At 70.9% G+C, this 17103-nt stretch carries 15 protein-coding genes and 3 tRNA genes; 12 read left to right on the top strand and 6 right to left on the bottom strand.

The features are described from left to right. Nucleotide 1: 1 nt before the first annotated feature. Both ABIC29_RS11115 and ABIC29_RS11110 read right to left on the bottom strand, forming a co-directional pair. Complete coding sequence (locus ABIC29_RS11115; protein WP_354245354.1) at nucleotides 2-1315, bottom strand: C40 family peptidase; 1314 nt, start codon at nucleotides 1313-1315, stop codon at nucleotides 2-4. Beyond that, entirely contained in the window at nucleotides 1308-2600 is a 1293-nt protein-coding gene (locus ABIC29_RS11110) for a peptidoglycan DD-metalloendopeptidase family protein (protein WP_116083935.1), read from the bottom strand. Before ABIC29_RS11110 ends, ABIC29_RS11115 begins: the two co-directional genes overlap by 8 nt. Before the next feature lie 230 nt (nucleotides 2601-2830). On the opposite strand from ABIC29_RS11110, the gene ABIC29_RS11105 reads away from it, so the two are divergent. From ABIC29_RS11105 to ABIC29_RS11080, 6 genes are all read left to right on the top strand, one after another. After that, nucleotides 2831-2903, top strand: a tRNA-Glu gene (locus tag ABIC29_RS11105). 83 nt (nucleotides 2904-2986) lie between these two features. After that, nucleotides 2987-3060, top strand: a tRNA-Asp gene (locus tag ABIC29_RS11100). 72 nt (nucleotides 3061-3132) lie between these two features. Beyond that, nucleotides 3133-3208: transfer RNA gene (locus tag ABIC29_RS11095), tRNA-Phe, on the top strand. A 260-nt stretch (nucleotides 3209-3468) separates the two neighbouring features. Next, the gene (locus ABIC29_RS11090; RefSeq protein ID WP_354245351.1) at nucleotides 3469-4641 is read left to right on the top strand and encodes an LLM class flavin-dependent oxidoreductase; all 1173 of its coding nucleotides are present in this window, start codon (nucleotides 3469-3471) and stop codon (nucleotides 4639-4641) included. A 14-nt stretch (nucleotides 4642-4655) separates the two neighbouring features. Continuing rightward, the gene (locus ABIC29_RS11085) at nucleotides 4656-5993 is read left to right on the top strand and encodes an NtaA/DmoA family FMN-dependent monooxygenase (protein ID WP_116083941.1); all 1338 of its coding nucleotides are present in this window, start codon (nucleotides 4656-4658) and stop codon (nucleotides 5991-5993) included. Beyond that, a complete protein-coding gene (locus ABIC29_RS11080; protein WP_116083944.1) occupies nucleotides 5990-7096 on the top strand; it encodes an LLM class flavin-dependent oxidoreductase in 1107 nt (368 codons plus the stop codon). Before ABIC29_RS11085 ends, ABIC29_RS11080 begins: the two co-directional genes overlap by 4 nt. Nucleotides 7097-7212: 116 nt before the next feature. On the opposite strand, the gene ABIC29_RS11075 is transcribed toward ABIC29_RS11080, so the two are convergent. Together ABIC29_RS11075 and ABIC29_RS11070 are read right to left on the bottom strand one after the other, a co-directional pair. After that, nucleotides 7213-8685, bottom strand: coding sequence for an MATE family efflux transporter (locus tag ABIC29_RS11075; protein ID WP_354245347.1), 1473 nt, complete (start codon nucleotides 8683-8685; stop codon nucleotides 7213-7215). 103 nt (nucleotides 8686-8788) lie between these two features. Further along, nucleotides 8789-9235 (bottom strand): MarR family winged helix-turn-helix transcriptional regulator, encoded by a 447-nt coding sequence (locus tag ABIC29_RS11070; protein ID WP_354245344.1) that lies wholly within the window; start codon nucleotides 9233-9235, stop codon nucleotides 8789-8791. 104 nt (nucleotides 9236-9339) lie between these two features. On the opposite strand from ABIC29_RS11070, the gene nhaA reads away from it, so the two are divergent. Then, nucleotides 9340-11223, top strand: a complete 1884-nt coding sequence (gene nhaA / locus ABIC29_RS11065; RefSeq protein WP_354245342.1) for a Na+/H+ antiporter NhaA — start codon at nucleotides 9340-9342, stop codon at nucleotides 11221-11223. A 342-nt stretch (nucleotides 11224-11565) separates the two neighbouring features. After that, the gene (locus ABIC29_RS11060) at nucleotides 11566-12033 is read left to right on the top strand and encodes a hypothetical protein (RefSeq protein ID WP_354245339.1); all 468 of its coding nucleotides are present in this window, start codon (nucleotides 11566-11568) and stop codon (nucleotides 12031-12033) included. Nucleotides 12034-12038: 5 nt separating this feature from the next. Here ABIC29_RS11060 and ABIC29_RS11055 read toward each other — a convergent pair whose 3' ends face one another. After that, nucleotides 12039-12890, bottom strand: coding sequence for a CPBP family intramembrane glutamic endopeptidase (locus ABIC29_RS11055; protein WP_354245336.1), 852 nt, complete (start codon nucleotides 12888-12890; stop codon nucleotides 12039-12041). A 213-nt stretch (nucleotides 12891-13103) separates the two neighbouring features. On the opposite strand from ABIC29_RS11055, the gene ABIC29_RS11050 reads away from it, so the two are divergent. From ABIC29_RS11050 to lhgD, 4 genes are all read left to right on the top strand, one after another. Then, the gene (locus ABIC29_RS11050; RefSeq protein WP_354245333.1) at nucleotides 13104-13439 is read left to right on the top strand and encodes a DUF3467 domain-containing protein; all 336 of its coding nucleotides are present in this window, start codon (nucleotides 13104-13106) and stop codon (nucleotides 13437-13439) included. Between the two features lie 101 nt (nucleotides 13440-13540). Next, nucleotides 13541-14374: an alpha/beta fold hydrolase gene (locus tag ABIC29_RS11045; protein WP_116083966.1), complete on the top strand. Its 834-nt coding sequence runs from the start codon at nucleotides 13541-13543 to the stop codon at nucleotides 14372-14374. A 90-nt stretch (nucleotides 14375-14464) separates the two neighbouring features. Continuing rightward, nucleotides 14465-14722 carry a hypothetical protein gene (locus ABIC29_RS11040; RefSeq protein ID WP_116083968.1) on the top strand — a complete coding sequence of 86 codons (258 nt, stop codon included), beginning with the start codon at nucleotides 14465-14467 and terminating at the stop codon, nucleotides 14720-14722. Nucleotides 14723-14836: 114 nt separating this feature from the next. Next, complete coding sequence (gene lhgD / locus ABIC29_RS11035) at nucleotides 14837-16039, top strand: L-2-hydroxyglutarate dehydrogenase (protein ID WP_354245330.1); 1203 nt, start codon at nucleotides 14837-14839, stop codon at nucleotides 16037-16039. A 27-nt stretch (nucleotides 16040-16066) separates the two neighbouring features. Here lhgD and ABIC29_RS11030 read toward each other — a convergent pair whose 3' ends face one another. After that, nucleotides 16067-17080: a PHP domain-containing protein gene (locus ABIC29_RS11030; protein ID WP_354245328.1), complete on the bottom strand. Its 1014-nt coding sequence runs from the start codon at nucleotides 17078-17080 to the stop codon at nucleotides 16067-16069. Between the last annotated feature and the right edge of the window lie 23 nt (nucleotides 17081-17103).

The following is a 17103-nucleotide window of genomic DNA, read 5'->3' as shown; positions in this document are numbered from 1 at the left end:
ATCAGCCGGCAGGGCGGGCGGCCGCGGCGGGCGAGCCCCAGATGAAGTACTCGCGCACGGGCACGCCCTCGCGGGGCGCCTCGAGGATGCGACCGCCGCCGAGGTAGATGGCCACGTGGTAGTAGTCGCCGCCTCCGCCCCAGAACAGCAGGTCGCCGCGCTGGATCTGCGAGAGCGGCACGGCCCGACCGCGGGCGGCGAGCGTGAAGTACTGGTTCGTCGCCGAATGGGTGCCGATGCCGATGCCCGCGGCGCCGTACGCCGCGCGGGTGAGGCCCGAGCAGTCCCACACGTCGGGTCCGGCGCCGCCGAGCACGTAACGCTCGCCCAACTGCTGGCTCGCGAACCAGATCGCGGTCTCGACGGCGCTCGCATTCGGCGGGCCCGGCGCCGGGTCGACCGAGCCGCCGCCGCCCGTGTCGCCGCCGCCGGAGCCTCCCCCGCCACCGCCGCCGCCGTTCGCAGCCTCCTCGGCCGCCGCGGCGGCAGCCGCAGCAGCAGCCGCCTCGGCCGCGGCCCGCGCCGCAGCTGCGGCCTCAGCCGCCTCGCGCGCCTGGCCCTCGGCCCGCTCGCGTTCGAGCTCGGCGGTCGTGCCCTGCAGGCTCGCGAGCTGCGCGTACAGCTCCTGCGATCGCTGCTGCTGCTCGGCGACGGCCGCGTTCGCGGCATCCGCGGCGGCCGCGGCCTCGTCGGCCCGGGACTCGGCGAGGGCCGCGAGGCGCTCGCGTTCGGCCGCGGCATCCGCTGCCTGTGCGCGGAGCGCATCGGCGGTGTTGCGGTCGGCGGTCGCCTGCTCGTAGAGGTCGTTGGCCTGCTCGCCGATCTTCGAGGCCATGCCCAGCTGCCGCAGGAGCGTGCTCGCGTCGTCGCCGGACAGCACCAGCTCAGCCGACAGGTCGCTGCCCGCGGACTTCGCGAGGTGCGCGGCGAGCAGGCCCGCGCGCATCTTCGAGATCTCGGCGACGGCGTCGGCCTCGTCGGCCTGCGTGGCGAGCTTCTGCTCGCGGTCGGCGGCCCGATCGCGTTCGCCGACGGCGACCCGCCATGCCTCGTCGGCGCGCATCGACGCCTGGGCCGCGGCATCCGCTGCCGTCTGCAGCCCGGCGAGCAGTTCGCCGACCCGGTCGATCTCGGCCTGCTTGGTGTGCTCGTTCGCCTTCGCCTGCTCGATGTCGCTCCACGACGGATAGTCGGGGTCGGCCATCGCCGGGCCTCCGGCCGCCGCGACGGACGCCGCGACCGCGCCGATCGCGACGGTGGAGAACACCGTCGCCGGCTTCACCCGCGACACGGGGCGGGTCCGGTTCTCAACCAAGGCCGATGCCTCGATCGGCCATGAACGGAACGGGATTGATGCGGGAGCCGTTGACGTAGACCTCGAAGTGCAGGTGGCAGCCGGTCGACGCGCCGGTGGTGCCGCTGGCCGCGATGTTCTGCCCCGCCTCGACCCATTGGCCGGCGCCCACGAAGGTGCCGCCGGGGCGGATGTGCGCGTAGCCGGTCCACACGCCGCCGCCGTGGTCGATCTGGATGTAGTTGCCGTACGTGCCCGACCAGCCCGCGAAGCGGACGACGCCGCTGTTCGCCGCGAAGATCGGTGCGTCGCATCCGGTGCCGAGGTCCGTCGCGTAGTGGAAGCTGTTCGAGCAGCCGCCCGACGTGCAGATCGACGAACGCGGCCCGTAGCTGCCCGTGATGGAGCCCCACGCCGGCAGCGCCCAGCCGGAGCTCGCGACCGCACCGGGCGAGCCGCTCGACAGGGCCTCCTGCCGACGTCGCTCCTCCTCCTCGCGGCGCTTGCGCTCCTCCTCCTTGCGGATGCGCTCGCCCTCCTCGTAGGCGGCCGACGTCTTCGCCTCGGTGTCCTGCAGGAACTTCAGCTGCTGCTCGAGCTCGACCTTCTTCGCCTCGGACTCTGCGAGCGCAGCCTCGGCCGCCGCCTGCGCCTCCTGCGCCGCGACCAGGGCCGCCTCCGCCGCGAGGCGGAGCTTCTCGCGCTCGGCCCTCGCCACGTCGGCCTGGCCGGCGAGCGCGGTCGCCGTGTTCGCCGCCTCGTTCGCGCCGTCGTAGATGGCCGAGGTGCGCTCGACCATCTTCTCCATGCTGCCGAGCTTGCCGAGCAGGGTCTCGGTCGCGACCGAGTCGCCGGCATCGAGGAACAGGCTGACCCCGACATCCGTCGTGCCCGCCCGGTAGAGCTGTGCGGCGACCTGCCCCGCATTCGCCTCGGCCTTCGCCGCCTCCTGCGCCGCGGCATCCGCCTGCGCCTGGATCTGGTCGGCCCGAAGCACCGCGTTGTCGTAGGCCTGCTGCGCGACGATGAGCTCGTCCGTGCGCCGCTCGGCCTCGGCGCGCGTCGTGGCCACGTTGTCCTCGAGCTGGGCGATGAGCCCCGTGATCTCGGAGACGGCCGCAGCGCCGGCCTGGGTGTTCGCCTTCGCCGCCTGGAGTTCGTCCCAGGTGGGGTAGTCGGCCGCCCAGGCGGCCTGCGGCGTCGAGATCGGCTGCACCGCTCCCACGAGCGCTGCGGCGGCGACCGCGAGGCCCGCGACGAAGCGGCGGGTGCGGGCGGTCGACGTGCGTGAGGCGGTACGTGTCATCAGGTGTCGTGCAGGCGCGCAGCGCCTGTCGCTCCTCGCTCTCGGTGCAGGGTGGCAGCCTCACCCTAGGCACGCCTCACGCGCGATTCGGGCATTTCGCAGCGCGTGTGGCGGATGCCTCGACCACCGGCACTGACGGGGCGCCGCGGCATCCGCCGACCTCGTTTTGCCATTCTGCGAATCGACCCGTATGCTTGCTTCTCGGCGGTCATGCCCCAGGCAAGACCTCCGGCCCCATCGTTTAGTGGCCTAGGACACCGCCCTTTCACGGCGGCAGCACGGGTTCGAATCCCGTTGGGGTCACTCGCGAAGGTCACGTTCTGAAGGTCAAAAGCACTCAGAACATCACGTACAATTGAATAGCTTCACGTGCGAAAGCACATCGAGGCCCTGTAGCGCAGTTGGTTAGCGTGCCGCCCTGTCACGGCGGAGGTCGCGGGTTCAAGTCCCGTCAGGGTCGCTCAGGCGACAAGCCCTTTCCCTTACGAGAGAAGGGGCTTTTCTCCTTACTCGAGGTGATACGTCCTCTCGAGGCTCTGTAGCTCAGTTGGTAGAGCGCACGACTGAAAATCGTGAGGTCACGGGATCGACGCCCGTCGGAGCCACCACCAGCCCCGCCCGACTCAGGTCGCGCGGGGCTTTTTCGTTCCCCTCGGCTCCCCTCGACGTCGTTCTCCTCGACGTCGTTCTCCTCGACGTCGTTCTCCTCGACGCTGTCGTTCTCCTCGACGCCGGCCGCGTTACGCCGCGTTGCCGATCTGACGCCTTCATGACGGCCGGCCTTCTCCGAGCGAATGCGGTCTGCGAGTCTGCCTCGCATCACACACCTCGCGCCGCGCTGCGGCGTGACAGGAGAGGAGAACAGACCATGGGCGAGAACCTCATCCTCGCGGTCGCACTCGACGGCGCGGGCTGGCATCCGGCTGCATGGCGCGATGCGGATATTTCACGATCGGCCGTGTTCCAGTCGTCGTACTGGGTCGACCAGGTGCTCCTGGCCGAAGAGGCCGGCATCGACTTCGTCACGTTCGAGGACGCCCTGAGCGTCGCCGCGCCGGAGCGCGCGGGCCGTCTGCACGGCCGGCTCGACGCGGTTCAGATCGCGAACTTCGTCGCGCGACGCACGTCCCGCATCGGACTCGTGCCGACGACGAGCGTGCTCGAGACCGAGCCGTTCCACGCGTCGACCCAGCTCGCCACGCTCGATTTCACCAGCGAGGGCCGTGCGGGCTGGAAGGTCCAGGCGACCAGGCCGGGCGAGAGCGCCAACTTCGGCCGCCGCGACTCGCTCGCGTTCGACTCCGAATTCCTGTCGACTCCCGCGGGTCGAGCGGAGGTCGCGCGACTCTTCGACGAGGCGACCGAGTTCGTCACGGTGGTCCGGCAGCTCTGGGACAGCTGGGAGGACGACGCGGTGATCCGGGATGTCACGACCGGGCGGTTCCTCGACCGCGACAAGCTGCACCACGTGCGCTTCGAGGGAGACGCGTTCCATATCGCCGGCCCGTCGATCACCCCGAGGTCGCCGCAGGGGCAGCCGGTGGTCACGGCACTCGCGCACTCGGAGATCCCGTACCGGCTCGCCGCCCGCACGGCCGACGTCGTGTTCGTCACGCCGAACGACGACGCCGACGCCGCGCGCATCGTCGGATCCGTTCGCGCGATCGAGGAGGCGGACCGCTTCGAGCCGACGCCGCTGCGCATCATCGCCGACCTCGTCGTGGCACTCGGCCCCTCCGCACGCACCGCTCGCGATCGGCTCGACGCATGGGATGCCGCTGACGGCGAGGTGTACCAGAGCGACGCGGCCATCGTCGCGGGCACGGCGCACGAGCTCGCGGACCGCATCCAGTCGCTCCAGGCGGCCGGCATCGAGGGTGTGCGCCTGCGCCCGGCATCCGTTCATCTCGACCTGCCCGCGATCGCGGAGCAGCTCGTGCCGGAACTGCACCGACGCCGCGCCCTCGGCACCGCCCCCGCAGCCGGAACCCTCCGCGGTCGACTCGGACTCGACCGCCCCGCCAACCGCTACGCCGCCTGAAAGCAGGAAGACCGATGTCACACCCCACCAAGCGCCGCCTTCACCTGGCCGCCGGCGTGCCCGGCGTCAACCACTGGACCGTCTGGGGCGCTCCCGGCGCCGGGAGCCAGATCGACTTCTCGACCTTCGAGCACGTCGCCCGCACCGCCGAACGCGGCTTCTTCGACTATTTCTTCCTCGCCGAGGGGCTCCGGGTGCGCGAGCACAAGGGTCGCCTGCACGAGCTCGACGTCGCAGGTCGGCCCGACAACTTCTCCGTGCTCGCCGCGGTCGCGGCCGTGACCCGGCACATCGGGCTCGTCGGAACGGCCAGCGCGACCTTCAACGAGCCGTACGACCTCGCCAGGCGGATCGCGTCGCTCGACCACCTCTCCGGGGGGAGGGCCGGCTGGAACATCGTCACCTCGTCGGACGCGTTCACCGGTGAGAACTTCCGCCGCGGGGGGTTCCTCCCCTATGAGGATCGGTACCGGCGCGCCGCCGAGTTCGTCGAACTCTCGCGCACGCTCTGGGACAGCTGGAGCGACGACGGCCCAGCGCAGTACCGCTACGCCGGCGAGTTCTTCGACACGGAGGGATGGTTCCCCGTGGCACCCGGCCCGCAGGGCGACCCCGTGCTCGTGCAGGCCGGCGACTCCGGCGACGGACGCGACTTCGCCGTCGAGACGGCGGACGTCGTCTTCAGCCGTCATGGCGAGCCCGAAGCCGGACGCGCGTTCCGCACCGACATCCGCGCGCGGGCGGTCGCTGCCGGCCGCGACCCCGACAGCATCCTGGTGCTCCCCGGCGTCAGCGTCGTGCTCGGCGACACCGAGGCGGAGGCGCAGGAGCGGGCTCGCGACATCCAGTTCCAGCAGGTCACCCCGCAGACGGCCATCCACCTGCTCGAGCAGGTCTGGGGCGCCGACCTGTCCGCGCACGACCCCGAGGGTCCGGTTCCCGTTCCGCCGACGAGCACCCGCGAGGAGTTCACGCAGGGGCAGGCCCGCCGCGTCGACGACCCCTCCGCCGCAGCACGTGCATGGCACGCCGAAGCCGTGGAGCACGACTGGAGCATCCGCGAACTGGTCGTGGCTAAGACGACGCGTCACGAGTTCATCGGCACGCCGTCGCAGATCGCCGAGCAACTCGACGACGCCGTGCAGACCGGCGCCGCCGACGGATACATCCTGTCGGGCTCCGTCGTGCCGCACGGGATCGACGAGTTCGTCGACCGGGTCGTGCCGCTGCTGCAGGAACGCGGCGTGCTGCGTACGTCGTACGAGCACCCCACGCTGCGCGAGAACCTCGGCCTCGGCGACCGCCCACGGGCGAACGAACGCCGAGTGGAGCTCGAGGGGGTCGCGTCGTGACCCGCGCACCCCTCGGCATCCTGGACCTCGTGCCCGTCCCGAGCGGAGCGACGCCATCCGAAGCGCTCTCTGCGACGCTGCGGATCGTTCGCAGCGCGGAGGCCGCCGGATACGGGCGCTACTGGTTCGCCGAGCACCACTTCAACCCCGGGGTGATCGGCTCCTCCCCCGCCGTGCTCATCGCCCTCGCGGGAGCGGCGACCGAACGCATCCGGCTCGGATCGGCCGCAGTGCAGCTGAGTCCGCGGCATACCGAGGCCGTGGTGGCCGAGGAGTTCGCGCTGCTCGCCACCGCGTTCCCCGGACGCATCGATCTGGGCATCGGCCGGTCGGCGCTCGGCGGCGGCGGCCCCATCGGTCCCGCCGATGCACCCGAGACCGTGACGCCCGACGGGCTGCTCATTCCCGAGCCGTTCCACTTCGAGCGGACGTTCGACGCACCCAAGTTCCGCACCCTGGCCGCCCTGCTCGTGCGAGGCGAGGGCGGCTCGGAGTTCGCCGACCAGGTCGAGACGATCCTCGCCCTGCTGAGCGACGGCATCGGCGATGGCGACGGGCGCGTCGATCTGGGCACCGCACCGGGCATCTCCGGCCCTGAGCTGCGCCTCTTCGGCAGCGGCACGGTGACGGCGAGGCTCGCCGGACGACTCGGGCTGCCGTTCGCCGCGAACTACCACAGCGCCCCGTCGGGCGTGCTCGTCTCGATCGAGGAGTACCGGAGCAGCTTCGTGCCCTCCGACCGCCTCGACCGGCCGCACGTGATCGTGTCGGCGGACGTCGTCGCGGCGACGACCTCCGAGCGGGCCCGCGACCTCGCCTCCGGCTATCCCGCGTGGGTGCGGAGCATCCGCAACGGGCTCGGCGCCATCCCCTACCCGACGGCCGAGCAGGCGGCTGCACTGGCGTGGACCGACGACGACCGGCGGCTCGTCGACGACCGCGTGCGAACCCAGTTCGTGGGCACGCCGGCCGAGGTCGCCGCCCGGCTGGACACGCTGCAACGGGCCACCGGCGCCGACGAGCTGGTGCTCACGACGATCACCCATGACCCGGACGACCGCATCGCGAGCTTCGAGTCGATCGCGCAGGAGTGGGGCAGCTGAGCGTCGACGACCTGGAACCTCGACGACCGGTTCGGAGCGTCGCGAGGTCCGGCCTGGCCGACGCGTGACGCGGAGCGGGGGTCCTCGGCGCTCCGGCGACGAGGACCCCCGCTCGTTCAGGCGACGGCCGGCTCGAGCGCGGTGTCGTTGCGGACATCCACCGCGTCGGCGAGTCCGCGCTCGATCGCCCGGCGCGAGCCGAGCCACATGACGATGCCGACCACGAGCACGATGCCCTCGGAGATCGTCAGCGACCAGATGATGCCGGCCAGCCCGAACCAGAGGTTGCCGAGGATCACGATGGGGACGAAGAGCACGCCCTGCGCCAGGCCCATGACGATCGCCGCACTCGCCCGCCCGGTCGCCTGGAAGAACGATGTGATGAGGCCGGCGAAGCCGTTCGCGATCATCGCCACGAGCTGCGCCGTGAGGATCGTGGCGCCGATCGCGAGCACCGAGCGGTCGGCGACGAACACCGAGAACACCTGCTCGCTGAACACGATCAACGTCGTCGCCGAGACGAGCACGATGGCGCCGACGGTGATCGCCGAGACCCGCAGCGCCGACCTGAGGCGAGCGCGGTCGCCCTTGCCGTACGCGTAGGCGAGCAGCGGCAGCACGCCGAGCGTGACCCCCATCACGAGGAACTCGGGCACCTGCGCGATGCGCACGGCGACGCCCATGGCCGCGAGTGCGGTGTCGCCGTAGGCGACTGCGAGGTTGTTCAGTACGAGCGCGGTCACGATGAGGAAGCCCGACTGCAGCAGTTCGCCGACGCCCACGCCGAAGACCGGCTTCAGCACGGCCGGCGAGAGCGTGAACCACCGCGGAGCGAGGCTCAGGTGCTCGCTGCGGCGGTGCAGCCAGATGGCGAAGTAGGCGACGACGCCGAGGTTCGACAGCCCCATCGCGAGGGCGGCGCCCGCGACGCCCCACGGCAGCACGAGGATGAACAGGATGTCGAACACGACGTTCGCGATCGTCGAGGCGATGAGCGCGATCATGACCTGACGTGCGGCCCCCTCGGCCCGCACGAGCTGCTCGAGGCAGAACGCGGCGGCGAGCACGGGAACGAACGCGAGCATGACGCCGACGAACGAGCTGGTCGCGGGCACCGCGGCGGCATCCGCACCGAGCAGTGAGACGAGCGGATGCAGCAGGAGCAGCCCGATGCCGCCGAGCACGGCGCCCGTGATCACCGAGCCCCAGAGCGCGAACGAGGAGACGTGCTTGATCTCGTCGGCCTTGGCCGGGTCGTGCTCCGAGGCGCCGAGCAGTCGGGAGATGAGCGCGCCGCCGCCGACGCCGAACACGCCGCCGACGCCCATGACGAGACCCAGCAGCGGCGCGGCGAACGTGATCGCCGCGAGCAGGGTCGCGTCGTGCAGCGAGCCGATGAAGCCCGCATTGATGACGTTGTAGATCGCGCCGACGATCATCGCGGCGGCCATGGGCACGCAGAGGTGCACGAGGGCGCGCACGATCGGGGCGGATGCGAGGTACCAGCGGTCGGTGCCGGCGACGCCGGCCTCCGTCGCGTCGGTGGTGGGAGCCGGTTCGACCGGCGTTTCGAGGTTCGTGGTGCTCATGACTGCTCCCTTCCGGGCAGGTTCGAGCGCGCGCCGACGAGCGCCGGCACGGCGAGGGGGAATGGTGGGTGCGTGGCCGAGTCGGGCTCGGCGGCGTCCCGGTCTACGACCGGGTGGGCTGCGGGAGTTCCGCGGTGATCTTCTGGAGGAGTGCGAGCAGTTCTGCCCGCTCGGTGGGGTTCAACGGGGCGAGGATCGTCTCGTCGGCGGCCGCCATGGCGGATTCGAAGCCCGAGATGAGCTCGGCCCCGGCATCCGTCGCGTACACGCGCTTGCTGCGTTCGTTGCCGGCATCGGTGCGACGCTCGACGAGGCCCCGGCGCTCGAGTCCCTGCAGGAGGCTCGTGACACTCGCCGCACTCGTTCGGGTGATCTGTGCGATGTCCCGCTGGATGGCGCCGGGGTTCTGCACCAGGTACCCGAGGACGAAGCTCTGCGCGTGGCTGAGCTCGCGTTCGCGGGTCCAGTCTTCGCCCGCCTTCATCTGCGCCCACCCGATCCAACGGACGAGTTCGAGCGCACTGACGAGCCGAGGTCCCTGAGCATCCATACTCAGAAGACTAATTGTTAGATATCTAACTGTCAAGTCTCGAACTCCGAATGCGAGCCATATGATCGCTTGTCGCCCCGGCGCACGTCCGCGAGAATTCGACGATGACCAACGTCACGATCGGCCGCTCGACCGAGCCCGCCCGCGCCACGCGAGGCCGGGGTCAGCGATCACGGAGGTCGATCGCCGAAAAGGTGCACGCCGTCGGGCAGAACCGCATCGGCGCGCTGCTCCTGCTGCTCGCCACCGTCGCGGCCATCGTCTGGGCCAACGTGTCGTTCCCTTCGTACGAGAGCTTCTGGGAGACGCACCTCTCGGTCGGCGTCGGTGACCTGACCCTCGACTTCACCCTGCACGCGCTCGTGAACGACGCGCTCATGGCGATCTTCTTCTTCACGGTCGGGCTCGAGGTGCGCCGGGAGTTCGCGATCGGCGAGCTCACGAGCTGGTCGCGCGCCGTTGTTCCCGTCGTCGCCGCCATCGCCGGACTCGTCGTTCCCGCGGTGCTGTTCGTCCTCATCGCCCGGGGCTCGGGCGAGGAGCACGCGTGGGGTGTCGTGATCTCGACCGACACGGCGTTCCTCGTCGGCGCGCTCGCACTCATCGGGCCGCGCGTGCCCGGCCGCCTGCGCGTGTTCCTCCTCGCGCTCGCGGTGGTCGACGACATCGGCGCCCTCAGCATCATCGCGCTCGTGTACACCGAGGACTTCAACCCGATGCCGCTCATCATCGCGGCGATCGGCCTCGCCGGGGTCTACTTCACGCGCTATCTCCGCGGCGGGCGTGGCCCCGTCTATGCGACGCTGTCGATCATCGTCTGGATGGCGTTCCTCGCGTCGGGCGTGCACCCGACGCTCGCCGGCGTCGCGATCGCCCTGCTCGTACCCGTGTACCGCCCGAACCGTCGCGACGTCGAGCACGCGCTCGACCTGGCGCGCACGTTCCGGCAGTCGCCGAACACCGAGTACGCGCGTGCCGCCGCGAACAGCCTGCGCGAGTCGATCTCGATCAACGAACGACTCCAGTCCGCGTATGCGCCGTACGTCGCGTACGTGATCCTGCCGCTCTTCGCGCTCGCCAACGCGGGCGTGCAGCTCTCCCCCGCGATCCTGACGGACGCCCTCGGCTCCTCGATCACGTGGGGCATCGTCGTCGGCCTCGTGCTCGGCAAGCTCATCGGCGTGTTCGGGTCGACGGCGCTGCTCCGAGTGTTCAAGCTCGGCGAGTTCGGCCCGGGCCTCACCCTCGATCGCATCCTCGGCGGCGCAGCACTCTGCGGCATCGGCTTCACGATCTCGCTCTTCATCGTCGACCTCGCGATCACCGACGAGGCCGCGCAGAACGAGGCCAGGGTCGGCGTGCTCGCGGCATCCGTCATCGCCTTCGTGCTGGCGACCGTCATCTTCAGGATCTCGGATGCCTCGCGGCCCGACGAGGACAGCGGTCAGACGCTCGCCCGCCCCATCGACCCCGCGCGCGACCACGTCTTCGGTTCGGCCGACGCGCCCTACACGATCGTCGAGTACGGCGACTTCCAGTGCCCGTTCTGCCTCAAGGCGTCGGGATCGATCCAGGAGGTCAAGGAGGAGCTCGGCGACCGACTCCGGTACGTGTGGCGGCATGCTCCGCTCGAGCAGGTGCACCCCAACGCCCTGGCGGGTGCCGAGGCGGCCGAGGCGGCCTCGCTGCAGGGCAAGTTCTTCGAGTTCGAGCGCGGGCTCTTCGCCGACCAGGACAATCAGCGGCCCACGGACATCATCCGGCTGGCCGGCGAGCTCGGACTCGATGTCGAGAAGTTCGAGCGCGACCTCACCTCGTCGAAGGTCACAGGCCGCGTGCGCGACGACATGCTCGACGCCGAGGCCATGGGCATCAGCTCGGTGCCGACGCTCTTCATCAACGGGCGCCGGCACACCGGGCCGTACGACGCCCAGTCGTTGATCCGCGCGCTCGCCGCCACGGATCAGGTCGAGGCGCCCGCACCGTAGCGGTCCACGCGACGCGGGATCGCACGGGCCCGCTGCACGCCCCGATGCTCGCTGGATGGCGAACGCCGCCGCGTCCGAAACCTCCGACGTGCACTCGAAGATCGTTAGGATCATCGGACGGCGGCCGCCGTCTCCGACCCACCCGGAATGGATCGATGCCCGACCTCGAACTCGACCGCGCGATGCTCGAACAGCTCGCGCGTCGCATCCGAGACGCAGCCGACTCGTCATCGCTCCCGGCGCACCGACGTCCGCCCCGAACGAACGGCCCGTTCTATGACCCGACCACCTCATTCGCGGAACTCCCGGCTCGCCAGGGCCGGGTGCGCCACGGCTGCGACGATGCTCGTCGTCGCGCTCTGCGGCTGCACGGCAGGAGAAGGATCGACGACGGACCCGCTGACCGCACGCGATGAGCTCTCGGCGCTCTTCGACGAGACCCAGGACCTCATCGACGGCGACTGGACGAACGAGGATCAGGTCGTGCCGCTGAGCTGCACCACGCGCGAGGGCGTCGACGGGGTCCAGTTCGAGCTGCACCGCACCGGGCCGGGTACCGACGACGCCGACGCCGCCGCCCGAGTCGCCGACCTCTGGAAGGCGAACGGCTACGAGATCCTGCGCACCGGCGATGCCGGCGCCTTCGGCTTCGAGGTCGCCGCCGAGAACCCGCGCCGGTCGAGCATCGTCTTCACGACGACCGACGACGCGAGCATCCTCACCGGCGGCTCGGGCTGCGAACCCGGCGACGCCACGGACCCGAGGTACTCGCCGTGGCTCACCGACTCACCATCCGAGCCGACCGACTGAGGGGGTCACTTCTCGGTGCTCGCGGGAATGCCCGCCGCCGCGAACGTGCCCTCCGGCAGTCCGTAGGCGTCCTTCGCGACGCGGCCGCGGATGAAGAAGAGCAGCACGAGGCCGGTGAAGATCACCACGATGTTGCCGACCCCGCCGAACGCCGCGAGCGCGCCGCCGGTCGAGTACTCGGTCGAGAGGAAGATCGTCGGGTCGGTCGAGGCGTGCAGCAGGATCGGTGCGATCAGCGTGCCCGTGACCCGCAGCGCCAGGTACATGCAGATGCCGAAGAAGAACGTGTAGCCCACCTGGAAGAGGGTGGCCGGCAACCCCTGCGTCGTCGTGAAGACGTTGCCGAGGTGCATCGCCGCGAAGAGGCCGGCCGAGGCCAGCGCCACGAGGATCTCGCGGTGGCCTGCACGACGCATGAGGTTCACGACGTACCCCCGCGTCACGACCTCCTCGGCGAAGCCGATGAACAGCCCGGCCAGCAGCCAGGAGCCGACGACGTCGATGCCGGCCTCGGCGTAGTCGATCGTGAACAGGTGGATCACGTTGAACACCAGGACCACGGCGACGGGGATCCACATCCACCACGATCCGCGGATCGGCTGGCGGCCGAAGAGCTCCTTCAGCCATCCGATCGAGATGGCGAAGACCACGAGCACGACGCAGGCGAGGACGATCGGCAGCGCGGTCGTGAGCAGGATGTACGAGGCGGTGCCCTCCTCACCGAAGAAGTCGCTGAACAGCGGCGCGACGATGAAGTTGCCGAGCGCGAGGTAGACGCCGTAGTAGACGGCGACGAAGAGCAGCGCCTTCCACCAGCCGCCACGATCCCAGAACCGCTTCCATCCCGACTTCGCCACGACTTAGCCCATGTTTCCAACCCCTCATCTGTGTTCTCGAACTGCACGGCCGCGACGATGCCGCCTCGATCCGAGCGTAGCCGTCGCCGTGCGCTGGGGGCGAACGCCCGTGAGGCGGCCGCGACCCGCGTGTAGCTTCGAGAGGACCGGCGCCAGACGGCATCCGGTGAGATCCGGCATCCCGAACCCGGGGCCGCCAGCGAGGGAGCACCCGTGAGCGACGACCATCTTCCGCGTCGATTCCAGATCGACCTGCCGGCCGACCGCGCGCAGGGCGTGTTCGCCGACTTCGCGCGCGTCTGGCACACGCCGAACGTGTTCGTGATCGACTACGTCGCGCTCACGCAGCCGCCGTCGACCGTCGAGGACGCCGACGGCACGCGCGCGGTCGCCGTGCCGGGGCAGGTCGTGAGCCGCATCCGGATCCCACCCGAGCAGGTGTTCGAGCTCGCGAAGGCGCTCACGCAGCAGCTCGAGGCGTGGGAGCAGGAGACCGGGCGCAAGCCGCCGGAGCGGCCGCTCTTCGGCGGCACGCACCCCGCGGAGTAGCCGGCGCAGCCCACTTGTGCACCGGTCGGCAGGGTGGTGGACTGGCGCCTGTCGCCGCCGCACCTCGGCCGCGGCATCCGTCACGAGAACCAGGGGGCCTCATGCCGTTCGTATCCGTCGGAACCGAGAACTCGGCACCGATCGAGCTGTACTACGAAGACCACGGAGCCGGCTCGCCGGTCGTGCTGATCCACGGGTATCCGCTCGACGGCGCATCGTGGGAGAAGCAGGCGCGCGCGCTGCTCGACGCGGGCCACCGCGTGATCACGTACGACCGCCGCGGATTCGGGGCGTCGAGCAAGCCGACCACCGGGTACGACTACGACACGTTCGCCGGCGACCTGAACACCCTGCTCGAGACCCTCGACCTGCACGACGTGACACTCGTCGGGTTCTCGATGGGCACGGGCGAGGTCGGCCGTTACCTCGGCACGTACGGCAGCGGACGCGTCGCGAAGGCGGCGTTCCTCGGCAGCCTCGAACCGTACCTGCGCAAGACCGACGAGAACCCGGCCGGTGCCGCGCCCGACTTCGACGACCTGAAGGCCGCCGCGACCGGCGACCGGTTCGCCTGGTTCACCGGCTTCTTCGAGAACTTCTACAACCTCGACGAGAACCTCGGCTCGCGCATCTCCGAAGACGCGGTGCGCGGCAGCTGGCAGGTCGCCGCAGGAGCGTCGTGGTACGCGGCATCCGCCTGCGTGGACACCTGGCTGACCGACTTCCGCGGCGACATCGAGCGCATCGACGTGCCCGCGCTGATCCTGCACGGCACGGCCGACCGCATCCTGCCGATCGACGCGACGGCTCGCGAGTTCGCCAAGCGGCTGCCGGGCGCGACGGTCGTCGAGATCGAGGGCGCGCCGCACGGCCTGCTCTGGACCCACGCCGACGAGGTCAACGCGGCGCTGCTGGAGTTCCTCGGCGACGCGTGACGATCGCGCGGGACGGCGGCCGCGGATAGGCGAGGAGACCGGGTTCGTCAAGGGGTTGGGCGCGGTGCGCCGGCTTGCGAACATCGAAGCATGAGCGACAACCAGAACGACGACCGCCCAACCCCGACCGCCGACACGCAGGATGCGCCCGTGCAGGAGGGCAGCCTCACCGACGCCGGAGACGGCGAGCGCCTCGAGGGCGTGGTCGAGCAGGTGCGCGCCGACGCGTTGCTCGGCCACGTCGACGACCTGCCGCAGATGGTGCGCGACCGCCTCGAGCAGGCGGCACTGCCCGCCTCGCAGAACGACGTCGACGCCGTGCTCTCGGCGGTGCAGTCCACGCCGTAGCCGCGCGCCCCGTACCGCCGATGCCGGAGGTCGTCGACCGATCGGCGTCGGCGGCGCGCGGCCGTCGCGCTCGACTCCTACACTCGCATCAGGACCGGCAGTGAGGAGTCGACGGTGGCGGAGGACATCGGCGTCGTCGGCGGCGGCATCGTCGGCATCGCCCTCGCCCGCGCCCTGTCCGACCGCGGCCACCGCGTCACCGTGCTCGAGAAGGAGGCCGGGCTCGCGGCGCACCAGACCGGGCACAACTCGGGTGTCGTGCATGCCGGCCTCTACTACACCCCCGGGTCCCTCAAGGCCGAGCTCTGCGCGGCCGGCCGGGTGCTCATCCGCGACTTCTGCGCCGAGAAGGGGCTGCCGTACCGCGAGGTCGGCAAGCTCGTCGTCGCCGTCGACGAGTCCGAGCTCGACGCCCTCGCCGACATCGAGCGACGCTCGATCGAGAACGGGGTCCCCGATCTCGCGCGCATCGACGATGTCGAGCGCCTTCGCGAGATCGAACCGCACGCCGCGGGCATCGCCGCCGTGCATTCCCCGCACACCGCCGTGGTCGACTACGCGGGCATCACCGAGGCCATGGCCCAGGACGTCCGCGCCGCAGGCGGGGACATCCGCCTCGGGCACGAGGTCACCGGCATCAGGCTCGAACGCGGTCGCGTGCGGGTGACGACCCCCGTCTCCGACGACGTGTTCGATCGGCTCATCGTGTGCGCCGGCCTGCAGTCCGACGTGGTCGCGAAGCTCGTGGGCGCCGACCCGTCGCCGAGGATCCTGCCGTTCCGCGGCGAGTACTGGGAGCTCGCGCCCGAGCGCACCGACCTCGTGCGGGGCATGATCTACCCCGTGCCCGACCCACGGTTCCCGTTCCTCGGGGTGCACTTCACGCGCAGCGTCCGCGACACCGTGCACGTCGGGCCGAACGCGGTCCCGGCGCTGGCACGCGAGGGCTACGGCTGGCTCAGGTTCTCGCCCAAGGACACGTGGCAGTCGCTCACCTGGCCTGGCGCGGGCTCGCTGGCGAAGCAGCACTGGCGCATGGGCGTCGGCGAGATCGGCGGATCGCTCGTCAAGCCGCTCTACTTCGGCAAGGCACGCCGGTTCATCCCCGAGCTGAGGATGTCCGACCTCGCGCGGAGGAGCCCGGCCGGGGTGCGGGCGCAGGCCTGGGGCCGCGGCGGCGAACTGCTCGACGACTTCGCGGTCGACCAGGTCGGGCCCGTCACGCTCGTGCGCAACGCGCCCTCGCCCGCGGCGACGAGCTCGATGGCCATCGCCGAGTACCTCCTCGAACATCACCTCGCCGAGTCCACCGGTTGAGGTGGCGCCGTGCGGCGGGCGGATGCCTCAGCGCGCCGCAGCCCAGTCGAGCAGCTGCTCCGCCGGCCAGGTGTTCACGATCCGCTCGGCCGGCACGCCGTTGGCCTCGGCACGGGCGGCTCCGAGCTCGAGGAACGCGAAGTGGCCTGGAGCGTGCGCGTCGCTGTCGATCGAGAAGCGGCATCCGGCCTCGAGTGCCAGCTGGATGAGGTCGTCGGGCGGGTCCCGGCGTTCCGGCCGTGAGTTGATCTCGACGGCGACGTCGTGCTCCGCGCACGCGTCGAACACGGCCTTCGCATCGAACGTGGACTGCGGGCGCGTGCCGCGCGACCCCTCGACGAGTCGGCCGGTGCAGTGGCCGAGCACGTTCGTGCGCGGGTTGCGCACCGCGCGCAGCATCCGCTCGGTCAGCTCCTTCGACTCGGTGCGGAGCTTCGAGTGGATGCTCGCGACGACCACGTCGAGGCGTTCGAGCGTCTCGGGCGTCTGGTCGAGCCTGCCGTCGACCAGGATGTCGACCTCGATGCCCGACAGCAGGCGGATGCCGGCGTCGGCGTTGAGCCTGGTGAGCACGTCGAGCTGGTCGAGCAGGCGCTCGACGCTGAGCCCGTTCGCGATCGTGAGGTTCGGCGAGTGGTCGCTGACGACGAGGTACTCGAGGCCGACGAGCTCGGCCGCGCGCGCCATCGTCGAGATCGGCGTCGTGCCGTCGGACCAGTCGGTGTGGCTGTGCAGGTCGCCGCGGAGCTTCGCCCTGAGCCCCGTGGGCGCCGCACCGGCGGCGGGCCCGTTCTTCTCGCGCAACGCGACGAGGTAGCCGGGCACCTCGCCCCCGACGGCCTCGGCGATGACCGCGAACGTGGTGTCGCCGATGCCCGCGGTGCGCTTCAGGCGGCCGTCGCGCACGCGCTCGGCGAGCTCGGCCGCAGGGTAGTCGGCGATGATGCCGGCGGCCTTGCGGAACGCCTTCGACTTGAACGCCGAGGCTCGGTCGCGCTCGAGCAGGAACGCGATCTCCTCGAGGGCTGCGATCGGGTCCATCCGCCCATTCTTGCGCGGGCGGC

Origin of the sequence: Agromyces sp. PvR057, assembly GCF_040547485.1 — a bacterium.
Classification (GTDB): domain Bacteria; phylum Actinomycetota; class Actinomycetes; order Actinomycetales; family Microbacteriaceae; genus Agromyces.
The sequence above is the reverse complement of the archived record's forward strand: the minus strand, read 5'-3'. Positions and strand labels throughout refer to the sequence as shown.

Excerpts from the sequence above, each read along its gene's own strand:
- ABIC29_RS11040 (WP_116083968.1), top strand. The coding sequence starts at position 14,465 with ATGAGCGACAACCAGAACGACGACCGCCCAACCCCGACCGCCGACACG.
- ABIC29_RS11045 (WP_116083966.1), top strand. The coding sequence starts at position 13,541 with ATGCCGTTCGTATCCGTCGGAACCGAGAACTCGGCACCGATCGAGCTG.
- ABIC29_RS11085 (WP_116083941.1), top strand. The coding sequence starts at position 4,656 with ATGTCACACCCCACCAAGCGCCGCCTTCACCTGGCCGCCGGCGTGCCC.
- ABIC29_RS11110 (WP_116083935.1), bottom strand. The coding sequence starts at position 2,600 with ATGACACGTACCGCCTCACGCACGTCGACCGCCCGCACCCGCCGCTTC.
- ABIC29_RS11070 (WP_354245344.1), bottom strand. The coding sequence starts at position 9,235 with ATGGATGCTCAGGGACCTCGGCTCGTCAGTGCGCTCGAACTCGTCCGT.
- ABIC29_RS11075 (WP_354245347.1), bottom strand. The coding sequence starts at position 8,685 with ATGAGCACCACGAACCTCGAAACGCCGGTCGAACCGGCTCCCACCACC.
- ABIC29_RS11090 (WP_354245351.1), top strand. The coding sequence starts at position 3,469 with ATGGGCGAGAACCTCATCCTCGCGGTCGCACTCGACGGCGCGGGCTGG.
- ABIC29_RS11030 (WP_354245328.1), bottom strand. The coding sequence starts at position 17,080 with ATGGACCCGATCGCAGCCCTCGAGGAGATCGCGTTCCTGCTCGAGCGC.
- nhaA (WP_354245342.1), top strand. The coding sequence starts at position 9,340 with ATGACCAACGTCACGATCGGCCGCTCGACCGAGCCCGCCCGCGCCACG.
- ABIC29_RS11060 (WP_354245339.1), top strand. The coding sequence starts at position 11,566 with ATGCTCGTCGTCGCGCTCTGCGGCTGCACGGCAGGAGAAGGATCGACG.